This is a genomic window from Muricoccus radiodurans (assembly GCF_050154705.1).
In the GTDB taxonomy this organism is placed as follows: Bacteria; Pseudomonadota; Alphaproteobacteria; order Acetobacterales; family Acetobacteraceae; genus Roseomonas; species Roseomonas radiodurans.
Genome location: NZ_CP189561.1, coordinates 3,177,891 through 3,199,828, shown reverse-complemented (window position 1 = coordinate 3,199,828; position 21,938 = coordinate 3,177,891). Strand labels below are relative to the sequence as shown.

The 21,938-nt window shown below is 66.9% G+C and carries 17 protein-coding genes, 2 pseudogenes and 1 other annotated feature; of the genes and pseudogenes, 13 read left to right on the top strand and 6 right to left on the bottom strand.

All coding sequences use genetic code 11. The features are described 5' to 3' along the window. Positions 1 to 115 precede the first annotated feature (115 nt). Both ACP6CK_RS15385 and ACP6CK_RS15380 read right to left on the bottom strand, forming a co-directional pair. Entirely contained in the window at positions 116 to 427 is a 312-nt protein-coding gene (locus tag ACP6CK_RS15385; protein ID WP_426954182.1) for a hypothetical protein, read from the bottom strand. A 1-nt stretch (position 428) separates the two neighbouring features. Then, positions 429 to 1,418, bottom strand: coding sequence for a hypothetical protein (locus tag ACP6CK_RS15380; protein ID WP_426954181.1), 990 nt, complete (start codon positions 1,416 to 1,418; stop codon positions 429 to 431). A gap of 558 nt (positions 1,419 to 1,976) precedes the next feature. Here ACP6CK_RS15380 and ACP6CK_RS15375 point away from each other — a divergent pair. The 8 genes from ACP6CK_RS15375 (at position 1,977) to ACP6CK_RS15340 (ending at position 8,537) form a co-directional block, all read left to right on the top strand. Continuing rightward, on the top strand, positions 1,977 to 2,507 hold the full coding sequence (locus tag ACP6CK_RS15375; RefSeq protein ID WP_426954180.1) for a DUF2924 domain-containing protein: 531 nt from the start codon (positions 1,977 to 1,979) through the stop codon (positions 2,505 to 2,507). Then, positions 2,504 to 2,851, top strand: a complete 348-nt coding sequence (locus ACP6CK_RS15370; protein WP_426954179.1) for a hypothetical protein — start codon at positions 2,504 to 2,506, stop codon at positions 2,849 to 2,851. Before ACP6CK_RS15375 ends, ACP6CK_RS15370 begins: the two co-directional genes overlap by 4 nt. Continuing rightward, entirely contained in the window at positions 2,752 to 3,891 is a 1,140-nt protein-coding gene (locus ACP6CK_RS15365) for a recombinase family protein (protein WP_426959920.1), read from the top strand. The genes ACP6CK_RS15370 and ACP6CK_RS15365 overlap by 100 nt, the downstream gene beginning before the upstream one ends. After that, positions 3,888 to 4,322 (top strand): hypothetical protein, encoded by a 435-nt coding sequence (locus tag ACP6CK_RS15360; RefSeq protein WP_426954178.1) that lies wholly within the window; start codon positions 3,888 to 3,890, stop codon positions 4,320 to 4,322. Before ACP6CK_RS15365 ends, ACP6CK_RS15360 begins: the two co-directional genes overlap by 4 nt. After that, a complete protein-coding gene (locus ACP6CK_RS15355) occupies positions 4,319 to 4,528 on the top strand; it encodes a hypothetical protein (RefSeq protein ID WP_426954177.1) in 210 nt (69 codons plus the stop codon). Before ACP6CK_RS15360 ends, ACP6CK_RS15355 begins: the two co-directional genes overlap by 4 nt. Positions 4,529 to 5,780: 1,252 nt before the next feature. Next, positions 5,781 to 5,960, top strand: a complete 180-nt coding sequence (locus ACP6CK_RS15350; protein ID WP_426954176.1) for a hypothetical protein — start codon at positions 5,781 to 5,783, stop codon at positions 5,958 to 5,960. A gap of 534 nt (positions 5,961 to 6,494) precedes the next feature. Beyond that, entirely contained in the window at positions 6,495 to 8,021 is a 1,527-nt protein-coding gene (locus tag ACP6CK_RS15345) for a hypothetical protein (protein ID WP_426954175.1), read from the top strand. A gap of 66 nt (positions 8,022 to 8,087) precedes the next feature. After that, a complete protein-coding gene (locus ACP6CK_RS15340) occupies positions 8,088 to 8,537 on the top strand; it encodes a hypothetical protein (protein WP_426954174.1) in 450 nt (149 codons plus the stop codon). Between the two features lie 29 nt (positions 8,538 to 8,566). On the opposite strand, the gene ACP6CK_RS15335 is transcribed toward ACP6CK_RS15340, so the two are convergent. Continuing rightward, positions 8,567 to 10,591 (bottom strand): BTAD domain-containing putative transcriptional regulator, encoded by a 2,025-nt coding sequence (locus ACP6CK_RS15335; RefSeq protein WP_426954173.1) that lies wholly within the window; start codon positions 10,589 to 10,591, stop codon positions 8,567 to 8,569. Between the two features lie 880 nt (positions 10,592 to 11,471). Here ACP6CK_RS15335 and ACP6CK_RS15330 point away from each other — a divergent pair. Further along, complete coding sequence (locus ACP6CK_RS15330; protein WP_426954172.1) at positions 11,472 to 11,987, top strand: sugar transferase; 516 nt, start codon at positions 11,472 to 11,474, stop codon at positions 11,985 to 11,987. A 103-nt stretch (positions 11,988 to 12,090) separates the two neighbouring features. On the opposite strand, the pseudogene ACP6CK_RS15325 reads toward ACP6CK_RS15330, so the two are convergent. Continuing rightward, positions 12,091 to 12,928: pseudogene (locus ACP6CK_RS15325) on the bottom strand (winged helix-turn-helix domain-containing protein). Positions 12,929 to 13,157: 229 nt separating this feature from the next. Between ACP6CK_RS15325 and ACP6CK_RS15320 the strand changes: the two are divergent. Further along, positions 13,158 to 14,391: pseudogene (locus tag ACP6CK_RS15320) on the top strand (IS3 family transposase). Next, positions 13,448 to 13,563: a sequence feature (AL1L pseudoknot), on the top strand. Its footprint overlaps the pseudogene before it by 116 nt. A gap of 174 nt (positions 14,392 to 14,565) precedes the next feature. Here ACP6CK_RS15320 and ACP6CK_RS15315 read toward each other — a convergent pair. Both ACP6CK_RS15315 and ACP6CK_RS15310 read right to left on the bottom strand, forming a co-directional pair. After that, the gene (locus ACP6CK_RS15315) at positions 14,566 to 14,805 is read right to left on the bottom strand and encodes a hypothetical protein (protein ID WP_426954171.1); all 240 of its coding nucleotides are present in this window, start codon (positions 14,803 to 14,805) and stop codon (positions 14,566 to 14,568) included. 854 nt (positions 14,806 to 15,659) lie between these two features. Then, positions 15,660 to 16,322 carry a hypothetical protein gene (locus tag ACP6CK_RS15310; RefSeq protein WP_426954170.1) on the bottom strand — a complete coding sequence of 221 codons (663 nt, stop codon included), beginning with the start codon at positions 16,320 to 16,322 and terminating at the stop codon, positions 15,660 to 15,662. Between the two features lie 407 nt (positions 16,323 to 16,729). Here ACP6CK_RS15310 and zorA point away from each other — a divergent pair, with 407 nt between their 5' ends. Genes zorA through ACP6CK_RS15295 form a run of 3 tightly spaced genes read left to right on the top strand, consistent with a single transcriptional unit; the run spans position 16,730 to position 21,644 of the window. Further along, a complete protein-coding gene (gene zorA / locus ACP6CK_RS15305; protein ID WP_426954169.1) occupies positions 16,730 to 19,015 on the top strand; it encodes an anti-phage ZorAB system protein ZorA in 2,286 nt (761 codons plus the stop codon). After that, positions 19,012 to 20,211, top strand: coding sequence for a hypothetical protein (locus ACP6CK_RS15300; protein WP_426954168.1), 1,200 nt, complete (start codon positions 19,012 to 19,014; stop codon positions 20,209 to 20,211). Before zorA ends, ACP6CK_RS15300 begins: the two co-directional genes overlap by 4 nt. Continuing rightward, entirely contained in the window at positions 20,208 to 21,644 is a 1,437-nt protein-coding gene (locus tag ACP6CK_RS15295) for an EH signature domain-containing protein (protein WP_426954167.1), read from the top strand. The genes ACP6CK_RS15300 and ACP6CK_RS15295 overlap by 4 nt, the downstream gene beginning before the upstream one ends. Positions 21,645 to 21,938 lie beyond the last annotated feature (294 nt).

The following is a 21,938-nucleotide window of genomic DNA, read 5'->3' as shown; positions in this document are numbered from 1 at the left end:
GAATGGGACGCCGCCCGAGGCGGCACTCGCCCAGCTCCCACAGTAAGCTGCCAGGCAGCGACATCGGTGGAGGATGGCGCGGAAGGTCAAGGCCAGCAGTGATGGCAGCAAGCGCCTATGCCATGTGGACCCGCCGCCGCAGGAGGTGATCTCGCGGGACGAGGGCCGGACCAGCCGTCGGGCCGAAGGCAGCCAGCCCGCCCAGCGTGTCCGACCAGAACAGCGACACCGGGACGTCGTCGTCATCGCCTGGCCGCACGGCTACGTCGTCGTGGCCGTCCGGAACCAGCAGCCCCGCCTCGATCAGAAGGGCGCTCTCCGCCGCGCACAGTTCGGCCGCGGCGCCAGAAAGCACCGGCTCGCGTTGCTCCAGCAGGGTGAAGAGCAGATTCACCGCCTCGGGCGTGAGGGCCGCTTGCCCCGCCATCTCAGATGTCCCGCAGCAATCCCCAGCGGCGGAGATAGCGTTCGCCGACGAGGCGCTCCCGCTCGGTCCGTTCCTTGAGGTCGCAGCCCTTCGGCATAGAGATGCGGATCGGCAGGGTGCGTCGCCCGCGGCGTCCCGGGATGCCGCGGAAGGTAATCGTGAACTGAGCCCGGACGAGAAGGTAGTTCTCGATCCGCTGGCCCTGGTCGCGCAGCCGCTCCTCGGCCACGTGCCAGATGGTGCGGTCCGACCCACGCCGGCATTCAAGGGTGATGCGCTCGCCCTGCCCGTCGTAGGGCATCAGCCGCAGCAGGCTGACCCGCACGGACTCGATGCCGTCCTCTGGATTTGTAGGAAAGGCGAAGGGGGCCCGCAGGGGCTCCAGGCTGTACTGCCGCACCCGGAGCCTGTCGCCGAGGAAGAGGCTCCCGAGCAGGTGGCCGGCGAACAGCCGGACCAGCTCCTCGCGCGTCTCCGCTGCCGTGGCGACCACCTCGACGGCGCCGTTCTCGGGCTCGTAGATGAGCGCTGCTTCGATCACCGGTCGTAAGGCCCTCCAATCGAGCTTGCCGCCCACGAACTCGCGGATGTCTCCTGACCGGCCCTCCCGGTAGATGGCCACCTGCACCAGGGCAGCGTCCGGCCCATCGAGCATCGGCCGAGCACGGTAACTGATCTCAACATCGACGTGGCGGCTCTCGAAGCGTTCGGCGATCGCCGTCTGGAAGGCGCGGAGCGGCTCCCCTTCGCGGGCGACAGTGCAGCCGGACTGGAGGACAAATCCTTCCCAGAGGCGTCCGTAACGCTTGTCCTCGGCGTAGCGGACTTCTTCGGCATGGTTGAACGCCACCGGGTCGTGCTGAAACATCCAGAGGGCCCGGGCATGGCTGTTCTCAAGGCCATCGAGCAGGGCTCGGGATGTCGTCACGGAGTAGAGCGCGGCCTCGCCGGCCTCGTCGGCCATGGCGCCGACCTGGTCAACGTCGTTCATCACTCGGTCACGCGTCTCAATGTCCAAGGCGCTCACCGCCTCCAAAAGCGGCGCGACGATGGCCTGTCCCGGGCCATCCCAAGGCAGCTCTGGAGGCAGGGGGGCGGGCAGATTAGCGAAGTAGCTCTGCAGGGCGGCGGGACGAGTGCTGCGGAGGAACTGAGCGACGGTTGGCACGGCGGCGGGGGGCTCCGGGGAAGGCGAGCTGGAAGAGCCAGCCCGATTCACATAGGATTTTAGTCCGCAACGCTCTGTTCTTCCTTTGTTTTCGTGCCGCTTCGCGAGACGATTGTTTTTGCTGTGCTGAATGGCTCGCCAGGGCGATGCTCTCCCACGAACCATGACCTGCCAGACCCCCAAGCCCGGCCCGGACCTCCACCTTTCACCCCACCTTCGGGAGGTCTGCGCCCTGCTGGTCACCGGCCTGCTGCGGCTCCGCGCCCACACCGCCGAGGAACTGGAGCGCGACGCCGCCCAGGCCCGGGAGCGGGGAGAGAGTTCGCTACACTTCCCGCCCAAACAGAGCGGTCGTGTCCCTGCCCCAACTCGGAGTGCGGCATGACCAGACGATCCTCAACGGCACGCAGCAGGGAGGCGGCACCGGCGCCGCCACCGGCACCGATGCCGGTGTTCCCTTCCATCCCACCAGCCGACGTGCTGGGACGCCTGGCCGCCTTCAGGAACGCCTCCATGGCCGAGCTGAAGGCGCAGTGGCGCACCCTGTTCGGCAAGGAGCCGCCGCCCTGGAACAAAGCGTACCTCCAGAGCCGCCTCGCCTACCGGATCCAGGAGTTGGCCTATGGCGGCCTGCGCTCCGAAACCCGGGCCCGGCTGGAGGCGCTCGGGGAGCAGCTGGACGGCGGCAACGTGGTGCTGCGCCGGATCCGGGCGGACAGCCGACCGCTGCCCGGCACGCGGCTGCTGCGGGAGTGGCAGGGGGTGCAGCACGCGGTGACGGTGCTGGCCGATGGCTTCGAGTTCGAGGGGCGGCCCTACCAGTCCTTGTCCGCGGTAGCGCGGAACATCACGGGCACGCGGTGGAACGGGTGGGTGTTCTTCGGCCTCAAGGGCCAGGGAGGCCGGGCATGAGCCGCCGCCAGACCAGGAGCGGGTCGGTCCTGCCGCCCACCGTCTCCGCCTCGCTTCCCACCCCGGCCAAGCGCCTGCGCTGCGCCGTGTACACCCGTGCCTCGGGGGAGGAGGGGTTGGGGATGGAGTTCAACACCCTCGACGCCCAGCGTGGTGCCTGCGAGGCGTACGTCCTGTCCCAGCGCGCCGAGGGCTGGACCCTGGTGCCGGACCGCTACGACGACGGGGCTACTCGGGTGGGAACCTGGACCGCCCCGCCCTGCGCCGGCTCCTGTCCGACATCGAGGCCGGCCGGGTGGACATCGTGGTCACCTACAAGCTGGACCGCCCCAGCCGATCGCTGACCGACTTCGTGCGGCTGATGGAGGTGCTGGATCGGCACCACGTGATCTTCGTCAGCATCACGCAGTCCTTCAACACGACGACCAGCATGGGGCGGCTGACGCTGAACATCCTCCTCTCGTTCGCGCAGTTCGAGCGCGAGGTGATCGGCGAGCGGATCCGGGACAAGGTGGCCGCCTCTCGTGCCCGGGGCATGTGGATGGGCGGACATGTCCCGCTCGGCTACGAGGTCAGGGACCGCAAGCTGATTCCGCACGCGGGCGAGGCGGAGACGGTCCGGCGCGTGTTCGAGGTGTTCGCCGAGACGGGGTCTGGCCTCGACACTGCCCGGCAACTCCAGGCGGAGGGGCGGACCAGCAAGACGGGCCGGCCGCTGGACCGGGGCGACGTGTACAAGATCCTGGGCAACCGGACCTACGTGGGCGAGGTGGAGCACAAGGGACGGGTCTACCCCGGCGAGCACGAGGGGATCGTCGGCCGGGCGCTGTGGGGCGCAGCCCACGACACCCTGAAGGAGAGCCCGCGAACCCGGGGCAACGGCACGCGAAACCAGACGCCAGCGTTGCTGAAGGGGCTGCTGTTCGGGGCGGACGGGCGGGCGCTGTCGCCGACGCACACCCGGAAGGCGGGGCGGCTGTACCGCTACTACGTCAGCCAGAGCGCGCCGAAGGGGACAGCCGGCGCAGACTCCACCGACGACACCCTAGTCCGGCGTGTCTCGGCGGCGCAGATCGAGGCCGTCGTCCTCAATCAGGTGAAGGAGCTGATCCTCCAACCCGAGGTGGTGGTGGGCACCTGGCAGGCAGCCCGGGCCACGGATCCGGACGTGATCGAAGCGGAGGTCCGGGGTGCTCTGACCAACCTGGCCCCGCTCTGGGGCGAGCTGTTCCCGGCGGAGCAGGCGCGGATCGTGCGGCTGCTGGTGGAGAGGGTGACGGTGTCGCCGGGCGGGGCGGATATTCGGCTGAGGGTGGAGGGGCTGGCTGGGCTGGTGCGGGACCTAGAGGCGGGAAGGGTCGAGGTGCTGGAGGCCGCAGAATGAGTGCCGCCTCCGCCTCCAGCCTCACGGTGCGGGTGCCGTTGGCGATCCGGCGTCGGCCGGGGCGGAAGATGGTGGTGACGCCGGCGGTGGCCACCGGGCCTGTAGTTCCGTCGGCCCAGACCCATGCTGATCCAGCGCTGTTGGAGGCCCTGGCGCGGGCATTTCGATATCAGAAGCTGCTGGACGAAGGGCGGTATGCCTCGATCACCGAGATGGCGGTGGGAGAGCGGATTGAGCGAGGCTACCTCGGCACGCTGCTGCGTTTGACCCTGCTGGCGCCAGAGATGGTCGAGGCCATCCTGGTCGGTCAGCGGCCGGCGACAGTAGACCTCCCGCGGCTCATGGGCCCGTTCCCGACCGCTTGGGACGGGCAGCGCCTGGCCTTCGCGACCGCCCCCTCGCATCCATCCCAGAGCAGGAGAGCCGCATGAAGCGGATCACGTTCACGGTCAACGAGCGAGGCGGCATCGCCCGCATCTGCGCCGATGAGGAGGTCGAGGTCTACATCGTCGATCCCAAGGTGCCGCGTGATCGGGTTTACCGGTGGAGCTCGCTTGAGGTCGGGCCCGACAAGGTGGATGAGGAGATCGACGACTGGCCTGTCGGTGATCGGGATCACATGCCGGCCTGGAACTAAGCGTCAGGCCGCCTCGGCCAATCAAGCCCCGGGCTTACTCAGGCCAGTTCCGCAAGCGCGGCTGTGTCCCCCACCAATCGCCGCTGCAGCATTTCTTATCCCTGCCAGCATGCAAGCCCCGTAGGACTTTGCAACAACGCCGTGTGCGGCAGTCGAAGTGGACGTGCGCGAACTCGACCGCTTGGTCGACACCCGGATGTTCCTGAACGGGGGCATCGCGCCGACCACTATCGATGATCAATCGTCAAGTCCCTGGACAAGACTGGTCCGGATTGCCCGGACCAGTCCTGGTAGACGGTCGTATACCCAGTCGCTAGCTAGCGTACGCTACTTGGATTCCCACGCGTCCACGCCAGCATCACGCCCCCATCGGAGAAGCTGGGGAGCGTACCAGCTGACCCAGCTCCCTCTCCATGATTCGCTGCGTAGAGCGGTGCTCCTCGGCTACCCAGCGGGGCATGTTGCAAGGCAAAAACTGCATTTGCGGGCGGCGCGCCGGCGCCTTCACCGGGATTGGTGGAGAGGGCTGGCGCAGGATCTAATACAAGCGCCGAGGCGGAAGCATAGACGGCGTTGTAGGGCGGAGCATCCGCGCCGTTACCCTCGGCCATTGCACCCGTCGGCAGAGCCGCTATGGCCGCCGTCATTGCCGCACTCGCGCACAGGCGAACGCAGCTGACTGACAGTTCGGAAACAGCAGCAAACCTACCTTGGAATCGACCATGAAAAACGCCAAGCACTAGCCCATCGACCCGCCGCCTAAGTGCGGGATAAATTCCATTCGGACGCACAAGGCGTCGAGCGCCCGGATTTCTCGTTAGTGGACCGTCGGTCCGGGAGGGGCCGAGACAGGTCCAGGTGTGAGACGTACCGGTCATTTGAGGCTCTCCTCGTCGCATCAGCACCCCGTGTGCTGAGGCAGCCTCATGAAAGCCTTTCAGGCGTATTCCATCGTTTATCGTGACGTAGCTCCGGTTCCGCGAGCGCGAATCAGCCGTGAGTGTTCGGACGATCTGACGTCCGTCGCTCGCCGCAGCTGGAGCCGTGTGGCCGCTAACATTTGCTACTACGGTGATTTGCTCAGGCGCGTATGGCCAGTAGCTAGATGATGATCGCTCTCCTCCGAATCCGGTCGCAGCGAGGCTGATCGGGGTCATTGGCCAACCGTTCGGCTCTGAGGCTTCCTTGGCGCAATGACCATCCCGCACGGTCGAAGCGGCCACCAAGCCCTGTAGGCTTCGGCGCATTCCTAATGTCTATCCGTACCTTTGTCATCGAGGGCACCGGGCCCTACGGTGCTGACTTGTCGCGCTTTCTGAACGAGGGCGAAAAGTGTGTGTTCGAAATTGACCGCTCCAGCCGGCAACCGCAGCGCCAGACGGGCGAGGATGCGCCTACCGATGCCGAGAATGCAGCCTGCTACATCTCGTGAAACGGGGCCATGGAACTGCAAAAAACCTGGCACGAGCACAGTGGAAATAATCCAACGCCTCAAGCCCACGCGGTAGCGAGGAAAAAGCGCGTCGCCATGCTACGCGGCTGTTCAACGCTACCATGATCAGTGCCGTGCCCGTGCTGTATGAAAATATAAACTGCCTTCGCGCAGAATGACGCTGATCCGATATTTCGTTGGCTGCGGCCAGGACCGCTCCACAAGGATCAGAAGTACCAAAACCGCTACGAGGCTGTCTGCAACCTCAGGTCCAAGGGTCGGCTGCCGATTCACGATCGAATCACGCAGAGGCTTGCAAAAAAGTCCGATTGGAGGCGGCAAATGCGTAGTCATGGTAGGGGATGTCCGGTAGGCATCCGAGCAGCGGCGACGATAGACAGCTCAGGGCACGCTGGTCCTCAAAACCTGCCTGTGGGATTCAGGCACTTTCTCGGCACGCCTGAGCGCCGGTTCTGCTGGCGGGGCGGGGACCCACGGCTCGACACTGACACGCTGGGCGAATTCCACCGACACATGGCCGTGCTCGCTGCAGCAATGGAGCACGCGCCTCCTCCGAAGTGCAAAGCCCGCCTGCCCGCAGGCTACACTTACGCCCTGCAACTCGTGGCTCATGATGTCGTGGACACCTCACTGCCCTTCTGGGCGGCGGGCCAAAGCGCCGAGGCGCGGAACGTTCAACAGCGGCCTCTGCGGCTGAACACTATCTACGGCGGTGGCCCCGGCCTCTTTCCACTTGCGTACGCCAGGGATCCTGATTCAGCCGGCGAGACAATTGCCTTCCGCCTCGGGCCGGCAGTGGAAAAATCGGGCTCGGACAGGCCGCTTTCCAAAGGGCGAGACATTCCACGCATCTTCCTCGACACGACGGCTGATGGCTCGTCCGCCGGGGGGTTGAATGCAGTACTGCTCGCGGATGCCCGCAATGACCAGCACTTACTCCTTTCCCAAACAGTGGTGATTTTCATGGCACTGCACAACGCAATCTTGGCGCTGCTGCCGCCAGTGCCCGCAACCCACGAAGACGCCCATACACGTATGCGCCTCGCCGAGGCCCGCTTCGCCTGCGCCAAGGCGGCCACGGTCCTGATCTACCGGACGGTCCTACAGGAGGACATGCTGCGGAACATCTTACACCCGGAGGTCTGGAGCTTCTATGCCGCAGGTCGGCCGCTACTTGAGGGGGCGGAACGGCGTCGCGGTGTGCCACTCGAATTCTCGCACGGTGCCTTCCGCTTCGGTCACGCGATGATCCGCGACAACTATCGTCTTCGGGGTGAGGTCGAGAGACACTCTGTCGGAGACATCCTGAACCGGACTTCGGCAATCCTGCCTCCCGCCTTTCCGGTCACCACCGATTGGCTTCTGGACTGGTCGAACTTCCTGCCACTTTCTAGTGCCGAACCAGCTAATATGGCACGAGCGATTGGCGCCACGTCGCAACCCGTCCTTGCGCAGGGCAATCGCTTCGGCGCCATTCATCCTGAGGTGGGCAAGCCGGGTGTTGCCATCCGCGATCTCATGAGCGCGGGCCTCGCCGGCCTGTGGTCAGTCTGGGCGCTGATGGATGCAATCGGCCGACACCCTGAAGGACGCCGTTTTGTGCCATTGCTGGAACACAGTCGGAAGACCTGGCTGGCCGAGCTCTCTGCTTGGCACGCCACCGTGCCAGCGGCCGTGCAGCCCGGGCCAAAGACCATCGACCAGATCAAGGAAGATCCTCCGTTCCCCTTCTTCGTCCTGGTAGAGGCGGCGGCGGCTCGGGAGCATGCAGGGCTCGGACCACTTGGTTCCATCATCGTGGCTGAAACTCTCCTCGGCATTCTCGAACATGATCCGCTGCCCGCAGATCTAGCAGCCCGCGATTTGCGCACCCGACTTTTCCGCACCGGCGAGATGCATGGGTTCGGCGACGCGCTGTGTTACCTTCCCGCGATCGACTCTCTCGCAAGTATCCTTCGCTTCCTTGCTGACTCCGAGGGGTGGAAGGACGCCACCCCCCCCCTCTTCACCGTGGATACTCCGGCCACACCAACGCCTTAAGCGAGCACGACGTCGCAGCCCGGTTTGCACTGCGCCGTTGCCTCGGACGAGCCAGAGGAGGATCCTATGTCTGGCAGTGAGATGCAGAGTGAGGTTAACTTCGAGGCACTCGGCAGGCTTGTGAAAACCTGGGTTCTCGGTGAGGATAGACTAAAGATCCCCGATCCCGCTAACCCCGACGCCAACCTGAGCTGGCCGAGGCCGGCGTCTACAACAGACTCCGCCACCATCAACGCTCTCCGTGAGCAGTTCGCAAGGGCGGGAACGCTCTTCACCATCCCGGAAACGGTAACCGAGGTGAAGGTGGTGGAGAGCAGCGACACATGCTTCGTTTTGAAACTGCCGTCTCCCCAAAGAATCCGAGACTTTGAGGAACGGCTGAAGAAGCCGGGCTATCCCGTCCCGACCTTCTACGCATCGGCCGTATGCGGAACTCCACCAACTACAATGGAGGAAAAGCTGCGTCTCGACGCAGCGCGGATTGGCGACCACACAATTTCGAACTGCGCCGGCTGACCCTAGTGGAGTGGATGCCGCTATGAGGGTCAACACGGCGGTCCCCGCCAGGCACCATAGGTCGCGCCCTCGACCGGCAGGCCGGCACCAGCAACTCCGCTTCGCAGCCGCTCCCAATCCGCCGCGTTGCGGATGGGGTAGAGGTGCAGCAACCAGCGGGTCATCAGCGCTGGCGTTGGTGGCCGGCAGTCATACCAACCAGCGGCGATGATGTCGCAGAAGCGCGCTGCGGCGCGCTCTGCCTCGGCCTGCCGGCCAAGGCGGTGGAGCGCCGCGGCGCGCCAGGCCTCGAGGGTGGTGATGACGCCATCCGCCCGATCGCACGCGTCTACCGCCACCGCGTCCTCGCCGCGCAGGTAGGCGTTCGTCACCTCGTAGCTCCAATGCGTCCGGCTCGGGTCCACGGTGGCCTGCAACGACTGTTCCCCCAGGCTCCGCGCCTTAGCGTGCTCGCCTATGAAGGCGTGGAACAGCGCAAGTGACATCAGCGGCATCGAATCGTCGGGATTTAGATCGAGCGCTAAGGCCATGTGCGCCTCTGCCGGCCCGAAGCGGCCCATCATCGCTAGCGACCAGCCCAGACAGAGTTGGTTACGGCAGTCCGCGGGATCGAGCTCCACGGCCCGCTTAGCATGGGTCAAGGCGCGTGCCTCGCGGAGCGGGTCACGCCAGATGCCGGGGCGGACAATGTGCGCAACGTTGTCGAGCTGAGCCAGGTTACACCACGCCGGCGCTGAGTTCGGCACTGCCGCCACCATCTCTTGCGCCATGTTGAACGCGCTATCCCAGTCGGACGGGTTGAAGCCGAGCAGTAGGTGGCGGCAGCGGATGCAGCTGTCGTAACCCTCCAAGGGCATGTCGGACTTCCCCGCTACACGCGTCAGGCGATGCGCCGAAATGTGCGTGTTGAGGACGATCGCGAGCCGTCGTAATACGTGCTGCTGTGTGTCGAACCAGCTCTCGAGTGCTAAATTCACGCGCTCGCTCCAGACGAAGACACCAGTATCCTGTTCGGCCAGCGTGAGAACCACGCTAATGCGGCTGCCGGTTTGGTAGGCGGTTGCTCCGATCCGGTAGCGCGAGCGCACGCAGTCCTCGCTCAGTGCCGGTGCCGCACCTTCAAGCACGAACCACTCCCGAAATCGCACTAGGCGTGCGATTAGGTCGTGCCGGAATCCTTGCACCAAGTGCACCTGCTCGGGCGCTACGCCTGTCATAGTAAACGCTTCGACCAGAAGCGCGATCCGCATCATCGCAGCCGAAGCGGTCGGTGTGGCCGGTGCGGTCTCCTCCCGCCCGTGCGGCTGGACTGCCGCAAGGAACTGCGGGGAAGCTGTCGTGCCCGACGCGATCCGCCCGATCTTGATCTGGGCCACCAGCTCTTGCGTCGCGAGCGACGGCTCAATGTCGAAATCCTCGTCCAGCACACGCCAAAGCCTTTCATACACGCGTAGTGCGGCGCCAGGATCGCCGGCTTCCGCATACATCCACATCAGTGTACGACAGGCTGCCTCGTGGGTTGGATCAAGTTGCAAAAGCGCGCGCGCCGCGTTCCGGCGCCGCTCGAGCGGCATGCCGCTCTCTGGCGACAGAAGCGGCTCGAGTGCGCGCAACAACGCATCGTGAAATATTTGCCGGCGTTCCTGCAGCCATCCGTGGAAGGCGGGATCCAGTTCGTCGTACCCGGCTAGTATCCGCTCGGACAGGCGAGCCTCGTCCAGCAACAGCCGATGGGCCTCGCCTAGCTCTGCGGCCCGCAGCACCTCGTGCAAGTCAACGGACACGGCGCCGGGCTGGACGGCCAGCGCGGCCCGGTCGGCTCGCAACGCCGGACAGCCGATGATGTCGAGTGCATCCTTCAGCTTGCGCACCACTTGCCGTAACGATCCGCGCGCATGCTTTTCGTCCGACTCGCTCCAGAGCAATCCTGCCAAGCGCTCACGGCTCTGCTCGACGTCGCCGTCAAGAGCTAGGTACGCTAGGAGTGCACGCGCTTTTGGACTGTCGAGGATCAGCTCGCGTTGCCGGAAGCTCGCCCGGAAGGGGCCGAGCACGGACAGTTCCAATGCCGGTGGTGCCTCCGTGAATACCGGTTTAGCTATCGCTGCTATTGTCGAATGGCTGTATCCCATAGACTTCGGCCCCCGAATCCTGTGCCAGGGCTGTCATTGTAGAGTCCATTACATAAGAGCAACTTCGGGGGGATGGCAATCCGCCCCTGGCGTGCTTCGCGCTGCCGGGCCGGCTGCTGCCGAAGGCTGGCTCTCGAGGCCGGAGCAGAGCATGCGCAGGATCGGCACACGGAGGACGGGGCGGGTAGGATCAACGGCGTAGACCTCCCGTCCCGATGCGGCGAGGTACTTGAGTATCTGGGCGAGATCCGGCGGGAAGGGTACTTTCGACGGCGGCAGCTGTGTGGGCGTGCAGGATTGTGTGCCATGCGGCCTGCAGGTCTGCGGCCCGCCGGATATGCGCTTGGTCGGCCTCGCTTAGAGCAGCCTCGCCAAGCGCCGCCCGGTTCGCCTCTTTTACCTCTACTGCTAGCTCGCTTATAGCGAGATCACGGATCGCGGCCGCCGATGTCGCTGTATCTGCCTGGGGTGGATGGACGGGATGGCAAAGGTACCCGAAGATCTCGCGGGCGACGTGTCGCTTGAGGCAACTGGATCGGCAGCTTGGCCACTATAGTAGCCTCAATCCCACTTCTCCGTCACATCTGATTAACAAACACGAAAGAGTTCGAGATTTTTCTGGCCGCGTTTTCTCATTAGGCGTTCGCCGCCTTCCACAGCATTCAGCATCGATTCACGAGCACAGAACGGAACAATCAGTGGCGCTGGCGAAAACATCATACTGGGCATGACAGCCAGGCCTAGGTCTTGCTGTTATAGGCCGAAGCGTCCGCCCCCGCGCTCGCTTTCCGGATCACACACCATGTCGCAGGACGCCGCTGCCGCCCACAATCCTGTGCCGATTGGACCGGAAACCGGCCTGCCCCTTCACGCACCTTCAAGCCGCCATCATTCAGCGCTTATGGCCGCTGCCATGCAGACGGTCGACCGATCACTGGCGCTTGCCGTGCTCTTGCTGACGCTTCCTCTCCTGCTTCTGGCGGCCCTTGCCGTTCGGCTGAGCAGCCCAGGACCAGCCCTCCTGTCCACCCCGCATCTGGGTTGCGGTGGCACCGTCTTTCCACTGTGGGCGCTCCGGACCACCCAGGCCGGTGTTGCGTCAGGCACGGCCGAGGTGACGAAGGTCGGTTACGTCTTACGGCTGGTGCGGATTGACCAGCTCCCCGTTCTGCTCAGCGTCCTGCGCGGTGACATGGCCCTTCTTGGCCCCTGCCCAGAGCGCGCTCCGTTGCCGCTGGCCAGTGGTGAAACGGACCGACGTCAGCATCACTCGTGGGGTGTAAGGCCCGGCGCCCTGGGATGGGTGCAGGCGAACTGAGGCGCCTTCTACTGCGAAGCGGCTGGTGCAAGCAGCTTGGCCGAGAGCCAGACGAAGATTCGCACTGCTCCCCACCAGAGCAGGACAGATAATACGCCTGACCTCATCGATTGACCTGTGCCCAGGGGCGGGCTGCGATGGAGGTGATGCGCTCGGGCTGCGTGATGAGCCAGTTCCAGGCGTCGCAGCAGGCGTCGAGGATGGCGTCGTAGGTCTCGAAGACGCGGTTGGCGAGTTTGTTGGAGCGAAGGAAAGCCCAGAGGTTCTCGACTGGGATCAATTCCGGGGCGTAGGGCGGCAAGTGCAGGAGGGAGATGTTGGCGGGCACGCGAAGTTCGCCTCCGGTCTGGTGCCAGCCCGCGCCGTCGAGGACGAGAACGGCGTGGGCGTTCGCTTGCCCGCGGCCTCCAGCGACAGGACGACCTCTACGAGGGTGGGGAAGTCGCGCTGAAAGACGCTTGCGCCTGCGGATCGTGCCCCGGGTGCCGCGGCCGCGTCACCAACCGCCGGAACCCCAACCGACGCAGGAGGGTACCGACGGTGCGCTCGGCGAGTGTCACCCCGAACCGCTCGGTGATGACCCGCGCCAGGTCCGCCCGGCGCCAGCGCACGACGCCATACGCAACAAGGTCCGGTCCCTGCCGCACCCACTCGCCCACCTTGACCTCCTGTGCGGGCGTCAGGCGGCGCTTGGGGCCAACCTCTCCCACCCGATCCCGCAGGCCCGGCAGGCCCTCCTCGTTGTAACGATGCACCCAGTCCCGCAGCGTCTGGCGGTCCATCCCCGCCGCCCGCGCCGCCTCCGTCCGCGACGCGCCCTCCAACACCAGCGCAATCGCCAGCATCCGCCGCGACGCCGCCGCGTTCCGCTCACGAGCCGCGATGCGCCGCAGACCCGCCGCGTCCAGATCCCGCCGCGTCACCGCCACCGCCGCCGTCATCGAACTCTCCATCCACCGATGGAGCGAGCGATCACCCATCGAACCGCGCCGATACCCTCAACGAGTCAATCATCAAAGCCGGGCGTATGAGTAATCTCTCAGCAAGCGAGCGCAATCCGCCGCGTTCCATCGTGCCGCGGCGGCCTCTGCCTCTTGCCCATCATACTCATAGGCGAGCATGAACCGCACCGGGTTTGTCGGAGGCTTCAGACCTTGAGAGGATGGAGCCATGACGCCGAAGGGCAGGACGACGGCGAGCTACTCGCCGGAGGCGCGGGAGCGGGCGGTCCGGCTGGTGCTGGACGGAGCCGGGGAGCACCCGACGCAGTGGGCGGCGATCAACTCGATAGCCGCCAAGATCGGGTGCACGACGGAGACCTTGCGGAAGTGGGTGCGCCAGACCGAACGTGACGGGGGCGGGAGGCCAGGACCGACGACAGCGGAGCGGGAGCGGATCAAGGCTTTGGAGCGGGAGGTCCGCGAGTTGCGCCAAGCCGACGAGATCCTGAGGAAGGCGTCGGCGTATTTCGCCCAGGCGGAGCTCGACCGCCGGTCCAAGACATGATCGCCTTCATCGACGACCATCGCGAGGCCTACGGGGTCGAGCCGATCTGCCGGGTTCTGCCGATCCACCGTCCACCTACCACGCCCATGCTGCGCGGAAGGCTGATCCGTCCAGGGCGTCGGCGCGCAGCTTACGAGACGCGGAGACCTGTGCCGCGATCCGGCGGGTGCACGAGGCGAACTTCGGGGTCTACGGCGCCCGCAAGGTCTGGCGGCAGTTCGGCCGCGAGGGCATCGCGGTCGCCCGCTGCACGGCGGAGCAGCTGATGCGGAGCATGGGGCTGCGGGGCGTTGTGCGCGGGAGGGAGACGCGGACCACCGTCTCAAACCCGGCCACCGCGTGTCTTGCCGACCTGGTGAACCGGCAGTTCCGGGCACCGGCGCCAAACGTGCTGTGGGTCTCTGACTTCACCTATGTCGCGACCTGGCAGGGGTTCGTCTACGCCGCTTGCGTCATCGACGTCTTCGCGCGCCGCATCGTCGGCTGGCGGGTGTCGCGGACGGCCCATGCGGGCTTCGTCCTCGACGCGCTGGAGCAGGCGCTCCACGGCCGCCGTCCGGCGAAGGGCGGCCTGACTCACCATAGCGATAAGGGATCGCAATACGTCAGTATTCGGTACACGGAGCGACTGCTCGAGGCCGGGATCGAGCCGTCGGTCGGCAGCGTCGGGGATTCCTACGACAACGCACTCGCCGAGACCGTCATCGGCCTGTTCAAGACCGAGGTCATCCGCCGCTGTGGCCCGTGGCGGAGCCTTGAGGAAGTCGAGTTCGCCACCCTCGAGTGGGTGGACTGGTTCAACAACAGGCGCCTCCTCGAGCCGATCGGCAACGTCCCTCCCGCTGAGGCCGAGGCGCGCTACTATGCCGCGACAAGGGCACCAGCCTTGGCCACGTGACCCAAGCCAAACGGCCTCCGGCAAAGCCGGTCCGGTTCAATGTTCACTGCATCTGGGGAAACGTTTAGCTGCCGTCCAGGTTAGTTCGACTCACGCCCCAACACCGCTCTCAAATCTCACTCGGTATTACCCACTCCGCGAGTGTTCCCGGGCCCGCATCAACAGGATTGGGTACTAGGCAACGCGAGACTTACGCGCCTTCGCATCCGTCTCGAATCGGGCCTTCCAGAAGTTCATGTCCGCCTCCCGGCCGAACATGACGCGGACGCCGGTCGCGCCCTTGCTCACCCGGATGCTCCCGCCATTCTGGGTCCGGTGCTCGGCCACCCACTGCTTGAAGGTGGGGTCTTCACTGTCGTAGCCCGCGATCTCGAGCACCCCGACGACCTGTTCCTGCTTGCGCCGCTTGACCATTCTTCAGAACCTTACTCGTGGAGGCGGAGGGGGCGGACGCGGCTCCGCTCAGCGGTCGCCGGTCTTGCGGTTGCTCTGGGTCGCGCTGCTGACGCCACCCTGCTTTCCGCCACTGCTCCGGCTGCTGCCGGCGCGGGCGTCCTTCGGGTTGGGCTTACCACCATTGGCGTTCTTGCCGCCCTGAGGGGCGCGGCCGGCTGGAGGAAGGGGAGGAAGATTGGCCATGGGGGTACCTCGTGTGCGGTAGCGTCGGTTCGCATGTGTCAGCAATGCGCCGACACACTGACGACGGGTGGTGGTGAACGCTTGGAGGGGGCTGACGATGACTCGGGGCCAAAGCGATGCGTTGGTGAAAGCTAGCGGGAAGGTCAGGGGAGAGGGACACAGAATCTGCGTTGCCCCACGCAAGCAGAAGGGCAGCGATTACCGAGCACTAAACCTTGATGGCGAAATCGCCCAACTCCCAAGCTCCGGAGAACAGTCGGCCTCCGGAGAGAGAAAACGCCGCTCGTTCCGCAGTCGAACCCTCAAGCCGAGCACGTAAACACCCCTGGCGCTGGGCGCACTACTGCGCCACGACCATGGCAGAGAAACTTCAGCTTGTGGAAGATTGGAGCAGCGAGAGGAGCTGGGCGCAAACCTTCTCTGGGCGGGCGGGGCAGGATAGGACACCGCGGAGGGCGCCGAGTGCGATCCCAACGCATTGCCCGGTCGCCATAGAGAGCAGGAGGCAGCACATGACATGCTGGGAAGCTGTGTGCCCTTGTCGGCACTCGCTAGAGCAAGGGCCGCTCAGCACTTGAGACAGCGTCTCCCGGCAGCCAAAGCCGCACCAAGTACTCCGCATAACATTTTTACGCCAATCGGCGTAGCCAAGCGATGTCGCGGTCCTGCTGCCCCTTGTGTGAGAGCAGTACTTCCCATCCACGCCCGGACCCGTCTCGTCGCGGATAAGCTCGCCCTGCGTCGTCGTCGCCGGTGCTCACGTGCCTCTCCCACCAGTTGGCCATACCCGGTAGGCGCTTCCAGGCCGGCGGCAGTCGGTCCGACCATTCAACAAGTTCCCGCATGGCGCGATAGAGGGCGCCACGCTCGCGATATTCTCCGCAGGCGGCAATTATTACGTCGCGTAGAAGCCGGACCCCCGGAAGCAGCGTGCGAAGGACAGTCTCGACCTCCTCCTGCAGCCGCCGCGCCGGCTTCGCGACGGCCGGCAGCGTGTGGGGCTGCGGCGGAGAAGAGGGCAGCGGCGAGGAACCATCTGCAGCGGAGGCATGCGCTGCAGCGCGCGCCTCCGCCTCCACTGCCCACACGCGCAATGCCGCTGCCTCGGCCGTTAGCGCCGCCATGTGCGCTCGTACTGCCAGCAAGTCCGCCTCAATGAGTTGCAACCGGAGCACGTCGCCGCGCCCCGCGGGCGTTACTGGCTGGCCGAACAGGCGGCCCAGCGTCGCCTCCATCTCATCTTCGTCCCGCGGCACGATGCGCACGAACCAGTCCGCGTCGAAGTTCTCCACCTCCCCGAGCCAAGGTCCCGCACGGAGCACACGCAGGCCATCCGCCCGCAGGAGAGCCGCGGCGGCGTCTCGCTCTACCGCCGACCCTGCGATGAGGAGGTAGGCCTCTCCTTCTGTCATTATGGCTGACCACCGCGGGGTGTCCGGTGAGGGGCACACATCATGCTCCCCGGGGAGCCTTCCGGGTCCGGACACCTCGATAACGTCGCCGGGCATGAGCGGGAAGGCGAGGCCGCGCCACAGAGCTGCCTCCCCCCGATCCCTCAGCCGCAGAAGGCGAAGCGAGCGCTCCTCCACTGGTTGGCCCGCTTGCAAGACCCGAATGGGGCGAGAAGCTCCGAACGTCATGCGATGATCCCGGCCGACACCTTCCGTTTCGAGAATCTTGCGCTAGTCTGCCAGTTGAAATGTTCTCATTCTCAGGATTTGTCTCCAGTTCTGTGACAATCGGCGGGGTGGTTGCCGGGCTAGTCGCGTGGGCGTTCCTATCCGGCTTCTTTCTCCGTCGCGGTACGGTGCGCGTTCGCGCGGCTCTGGCCATCGCGAAGGAGCATCTTGGGGCCGTGCCGAATGGCGCGGCATTTACCGCGACCTATGAGCAGGTCGCGGACGAACTGGAGCGTGTGAGGCTCCTCGGCGATCGCTGGCGGGACTATCGCGCCACCCTCCTCCTGCCGCGAGTGCAGGATGTTCTCGTTCGGGCCACCTCGCGCCCCGACGCATGGTTCGACCTCGCCGGGCTGTACCGTGCGGCGGGTACCGATCTGCGCTACCACGCCGCTCTCCCCAACCTCCTCGTCGGTGCCGGGCTCCTCTTCACCTTTATTGGGCTGGCGGTCGCGCTAGCGGCTGCGGGCGGTATTGTGTCGGGCGACGATGCGGGGGCGCAGCGCGGGGCGCTGCAACGCCTGCTGGACACTGCGTCGTTTAAGTTCATTACCTCGCTCGCGGGTCTCGGTCTCTCGATCGTCTACGCCCTGACCCGGAAGTGGCTACTACGGCTAGCCGAAAGCGACCTCGACGCTTTCCTCGCCGCGTTGGAGTCCCGTATCCCCTTCGTCACGGCCGCGATGCTGGCGGAGGAGGCGAACCGGCTGCTCGAACGTCAGGGCACTCAACTCGAGTCCTTCTCGACTGAACTCAGCCTCAACATTAGCACAGCTCTCGACAGTGCCTTCGATCAGCGGCTGGGCGAACACGTCGGACCGCTGCGGGAGGCGATGGAGAAGCTTGCCGCCGGCCTCTCCACCCGCAACGAGGACGCGATCGCGCGAATGCTCGACGTTTTCGTCGAGCGCCTGCAGGGCGGCGCGGGGGAGCGAATGAACGACGTGGCCGCGAGCCTCTCGGCCCTGGGGGAACGGCTGGAGGGGTTGCGCGGTAGCCTTGGCGATGCCGCAGTCCGTATGGCGGAATCCGCCGACGCCATGGCGACCCGCATGGGAGAGGGGGCGGAGGCCGCACTCAGCCGTGTCACGGACCAAATGGGAGGGGTAGCCGAGAGCTTGCGCCTCGTAGCTGAGGGCACGCGCGCCGCTGGCGTCGACGCGGGCGCCGAGCTGGCGCGGCGCGTGGAAGAGGCGGCGGGCGGGTTGGAGGCTGCGGCCCGCGGCATGGGCGAGACGCTCGCGACCGCCGTGGCCGAGATGGGCCGGCGCATGGCGGACGACGAGGCTGACCGCTCTGGCCGCCTGCGCGGCGAGCTGGAGACCATGGTCGCGGGTCTGCGCGAGCTGGCGGAGGAGAGCCGCCGTGGCGGCACCGCGGCGCTGGAAGCCGTGGCGGAACGCATCGCCTCCGCGGCTAGCGCCTTCGAGGTGACTGCGGCCCGCGTCGGCACGGCCCTGGAGTCTGCTGGTGCAGTGTCCGGCGGCGCGCTCGGTCGCGGTGCGGAGGAAGCGGTGAGCCGCATCGCCGAGGCGACTGAAGGGATGCGGACGGAACTCGGCGCAATGCTGGCGGAGATGCGGGGCCATCTCGGGCAGGCCGGGGAGGCAGTGCGCGACGGCGCGCGGGAAGGCGGCGATGCCCTGCGCGGCACTTTGCGTGAGGCTGGGGACGCGCTCGCGGCGGCGCTGACGGGCGCTGCGGCCGGCGTGCGAGACGCGGGCGAGGTGGCGGGCACCGCGCTACGCGACGGCGGTGGCGCCGCGGCGGAGCGAATCGGGTCCGCGGCCGGAAGCTTGGTTAGCCGGGCGGAGGTGCTGGCGGGGGCGGTCCGGCTGCTGGCCGAGGCGTCCGACCGCCTAGGCGCGCGCGTGGGGGAACTGGATGCGGCCGCGCACGACGCGGCCACGCCGCTGGCGGCCGCCGCGGCGGACCTGAAGGCGGCAGGTGCCGCGGCCCGCGACGCTATCGGGCCGCTGCGCGAGGTCACGGGCGGATTGCGCGGGGCGATAGAGGGTGTCGGCGGCGCTGCCGGACGCCTGGACGCCGCCGCCGCTGCACTCACCCGCCTGAGTAACGATCTTGCCGGCGTAACGACCCGGTTCGAGGGCGTGGACAGAACCCTCGCGGCCACGGTGGATGCGATGGTGAATGGCATCCAGGGCTTCCGGCGGCAGGTGAGCGAGTTCGTCAAGGAGACGGATGAGAACCTCGCGAAGGCTGCCAGCGCGCTCGCGAATCGCACGGACGAGCTGGAGAAGACGCTCGGAGATTTCATCGAGCAATTACAGAGGACGCAGCGTTGAGCCGCGCGCGGCTCGAGGCAGGGGACGAGGGCGGGGAGGGGTACTTCGCCTCCATCTCGGACCTGATGGTCGGCATCCTCTTCGTCTTCCTCCTCATGCTGACCGTCTTGGCCCTGAACTACCGCGAGGCGGAGCAGCGCCAGATGGTGGAGGTCGAGCGATACGAGGAGCAGCGTCGCCGCGCAGAGGAGCAAGAGGCGGAAGCACGGCGACAGGCGGAACTGGCCCGCCTCGCTCGCCTGGACGCGGAGCGCGAGCGTGTGGAGGCGGCGCGGCAGGAGGCGGAGGCCCGGCGCCTCGCCGAGGTGGTGCGCCTCGCCCTTTCGGAGACGGAGCGCGAGCGGGCGGAGGCTGCCCGACAGGCGATGCTGGCGCGCGAACGTGCGGCGGAGGCACGCCGGATGGAAGATACCGCGCGCCTTGCGCGGGAGGAGGCGGAGCGGGAGCGCGCTGAGGCGGCGCGACAAGCCGACCTTGCTCGGCTTGCTCGGAACGAGGCCGAGCGGCAGGAAGTGAACGCGAATGTCCTGCGCGCGCAGAACGAGCGGTTGCGGTTCGCGTTGGACGCCGCCGTGGCCCGTCTCCGGCGCGAGGTGCGTGAGCGCGAGGAAGCGCGCGCCGAACTGCTGAACCAGATCCGTACCGAACTCACCTCCGCCGGCATCCGCGTCCGCATCGAGGAGCAGTCCGGCGTGCTACGCTTGTCGGAGGACGTGCCCTTCGACCTCAACCGCTCCGAGCTGACCGAGCGCTCGCGGCGGACCGTAACAGTCCTCGCAAACGTCCTCGCCCGCGCACTGCCCCCCTTCGCCGGCGCCGCCGAGGATGGAGAGCGCGAGGCCATCCTGGAGGCCGTCCTCATTGAGGGCCACACCGACGGCCAGGTATTCCGTGGCCTGACGCCCGCGCAGTCTGTGCTAGAGAACGACCGCCTTTCGGCCGCGCGGGCGCTGAGCGTCTTCGCGGAACTGCGTCGCCTGCAGCCGGGGTTAGAAGGGCTGCGGAACGCTGACGGCCTGCCTCTACTCGGCCTGTCCGGCTACGGTGAGCGGCGGCCGGTCGCCGCGGGCATGGTGGAGGCGGCCTATTCCCAGAACCGCCGTATAGACCTTCGCTTCGTCCTCTCCTCTCGCACCTCGGACGAGGTACAGCGCCTGATCGAGGAGATTGGCAACCTCCGCGGCGCGCCGCCATGAGTCATTTGAGCGAATCGCTCGGCCGACTCCGCGCCGCCGTGGACATCCTGCCGCGCCGCGCGGCGTTGCCGGAGCGACCCGAGAGCCGGCGTGTACTGGAAACGATGGAAGCCACGGGGGCCGTGCCCCGGGCGCCAGAGCGTGCCGCGATGGACGCGCTGCGGGAGCGCTTGCACGCTGCCTTCGCCAATCGGCCCGCTCGGCTCTCCGGCCGCGATCTGAGGGACGCGCCCTGGGTGATGTGGAGCGGTGAGGCGCCTGCCGCTCGCATCCCCGGCCTTACGGACGCTGTGGTGAGGGCTGCACTGCCCTCCCGCCGCGTTGCCCGCGCTCTGATTGAGGCGTGGCTGCACGATTTCGTGGCCGGCAATCCCGAGATCGCCCGTGGCGGGCAGGCGATTACCGCCGTGCTGGCGCGCGCGGAGGACGCGGCGCTGGACTCCTGGCGATCCGCACAGGCGGGCTACGCGCTGTTCGACGCCGCTTCTGGGCCGGGCCGGGTGGCCGCGGAGCTGCTTCACGGCCCGCTGGCCGTTGCCGCCGTCCTGGCTGCGACGGGGCTGGATCAGCCCCCGCGCGCGACGGGCGGCTACGCGCGGGCGGTCGCGGCGCGGCTCCTCGCCCTCCTTCCTGCAGCGCTGCGGGGTCGCGAGGCGGAGACGGCCCTGGATCGCGCCCTCGCCTTTCTGGCGCCCGAGGGGCGGCTGCGCTTCGGCCGGGAGATGCGCGGGGACATCGCGCAGGGCCTGCTCGCCGCATGGCTGGACGGTGGACGTGAGCCAGCACCACCCCTGCGCGAGCCAGTGCGCGACCTGCTGGTCCGCGACCTGGGCGACCCGCGGCTGCGCGCGCCGGAGTGGACCCCGGTAGGGGAGGAGGGAACCGCGCTGGTGCGGCGCTGGCTTGCGCGCGCGTCGCTGCGGGCTTTCTTCGACCTGATCGCAGAGTATGCGTTGGATCACCAGTGGCGCTATCGGGAGGCTTTCTGGTCCGCCGTCCTAGACCGCGGGGCGATCGAGGATGCTTGGCTTGCCTTGGGAGCACAGGTGCACGCGTCTGCCCGAACTATGCGTGACTTCCAGGGCGGCTACGGGCGCCTACGGGGCAATGTGTCAGGCGATCAATCTGTGCTGCTGCTGCGCGTCGGGCCGCTGATCCTGTGCGAGTGGAGCCACAGCGGCGCCTTGCGAGCTTGGCCGCGCGAGTGGGCCAACGCGCCCAGGCTCTACCAGACGGAGTATTCGCGGGACGACCTGACGGGGAAGGGACTCCCCTTTCCCCCGAACCCGCGCTTCAGTTCGAGAGGGTCAGCCGATGGCCGCGGGCTGAGGCACGACAATCCCGAACGCTCCCGCTGGCAAGGCAGCGCCGCCGAGCTTCTTGCTCGCCGCGCCAACGTCCATCTCTCCGAAGCCGACTGGCGTCCGCGATGATCGCACGCTTCATTCACACCCCCGCGCCGGAAGGCACCGAACTCCGCCTTCACCTCCGCGATGGCGCCGTGCCCGTGGACCTGTGGGCACTCCACGCGCCGGACGCGCTTCTTTCCGGCGTGGACCTTGCGCAACGCCTCCTCACGGCGGAAGCGGCGATCGCGGAGGGGGACCTCCTCCTCATCGAGCACGCCGCTGTCGCCGGACTCTCCGCACGGGAGGCCGCGAGCCTCGGCCTGCCTCCGGCCGCAGAGGTGCGCGCAGTGGTGGAGGGCAGTGGCCTCCTCACCCGTC

Excerpts from the sequence above, each read along its gene's own strand:
- zorA (WP_426954169.1), top strand. The coding sequence starts at position 16,730 with ATGTTCTCATTCTCAGGATTTGTCTCCAGTTCTGTGACAATCGGCGGG.
- ACP6CK_RS15350 (WP_426954176.1), top strand. The coding sequence starts at position 5,781 with ATGTCTATCCGTACCTTTGTCATCGAGGGCACCGGGCCCTACGGTGCT.
- ACP6CK_RS15330 (WP_426954172.1), top strand. The coding sequence starts at position 11,472 with ATGTCGCAGGACGCCGCTGCCGCCCACAATCCTGTGCCGATTGGACCG.
- ACP6CK_RS15295 (WP_426954167.1), top strand. The coding sequence starts at position 20,208 with ATGAGTCATTTGAGCGAATCGCTCGGCCGACTCCGCGCCGCCGTGGAC.
- ACP6CK_RS15370 (WP_426954179.1), top strand. The coding sequence starts at position 2,504 with ATGAGCCGCCGCCAGACCAGGAGCGGGTCGGTCCTGCCGCCCACCGTC.
- ACP6CK_RS15360 (WP_426954178.1), top strand. The coding sequence starts at position 3,888 with ATGAGTGCCGCCTCCGCCTCCAGCCTCACGGTGCGGGTGCCGTTGGCG.
- ACP6CK_RS15345 (WP_426954175.1), top strand. The coding sequence starts at position 6,495 with ATGGCCGTGCTCGCTGCAGCAATGGAGCACGCGCCTCCTCCGAAGTGC.
- ACP6CK_RS15375 (WP_426954180.1), top strand. The coding sequence starts at position 1,977 with ATGACCAGACGATCCTCAACGGCACGCAGCAGGGAGGCGGCACCGGCG.
- ACP6CK_RS15340 (WP_426954174.1), top strand. The coding sequence starts at position 8,088 with ATGTCTGGCAGTGAGATGCAGAGTGAGGTTAACTTCGAGGCACTCGGC.
- ACP6CK_RS15380 (WP_426954181.1), bottom strand. The coding sequence starts at position 1,418 with ATGAACGACGTTGACCAGGTCGGCGCCATGGCCGACGAGGCCGGCGAG.
- ACP6CK_RS15355 (WP_426954177.1), top strand. The coding sequence starts at position 4,319 with ATGAAGCGGATCACGTTCACGGTCAACGAGCGAGGCGGCATCGCCCGC.
- ACP6CK_RS15385 (WP_426954182.1), bottom strand. The coding sequence starts at position 427 with ATGGCGGGGCAAGCGGCCCTCACGCCCGAGGCGGTGAATCTGCTCTTC.
- ACP6CK_RS15315 (WP_426954171.1), bottom strand. The coding sequence starts at position 14,805 with ATGGTCAAGCGGCGCAAGCAGGAACAGGTCGTCGGGGTGCTCGAGATC.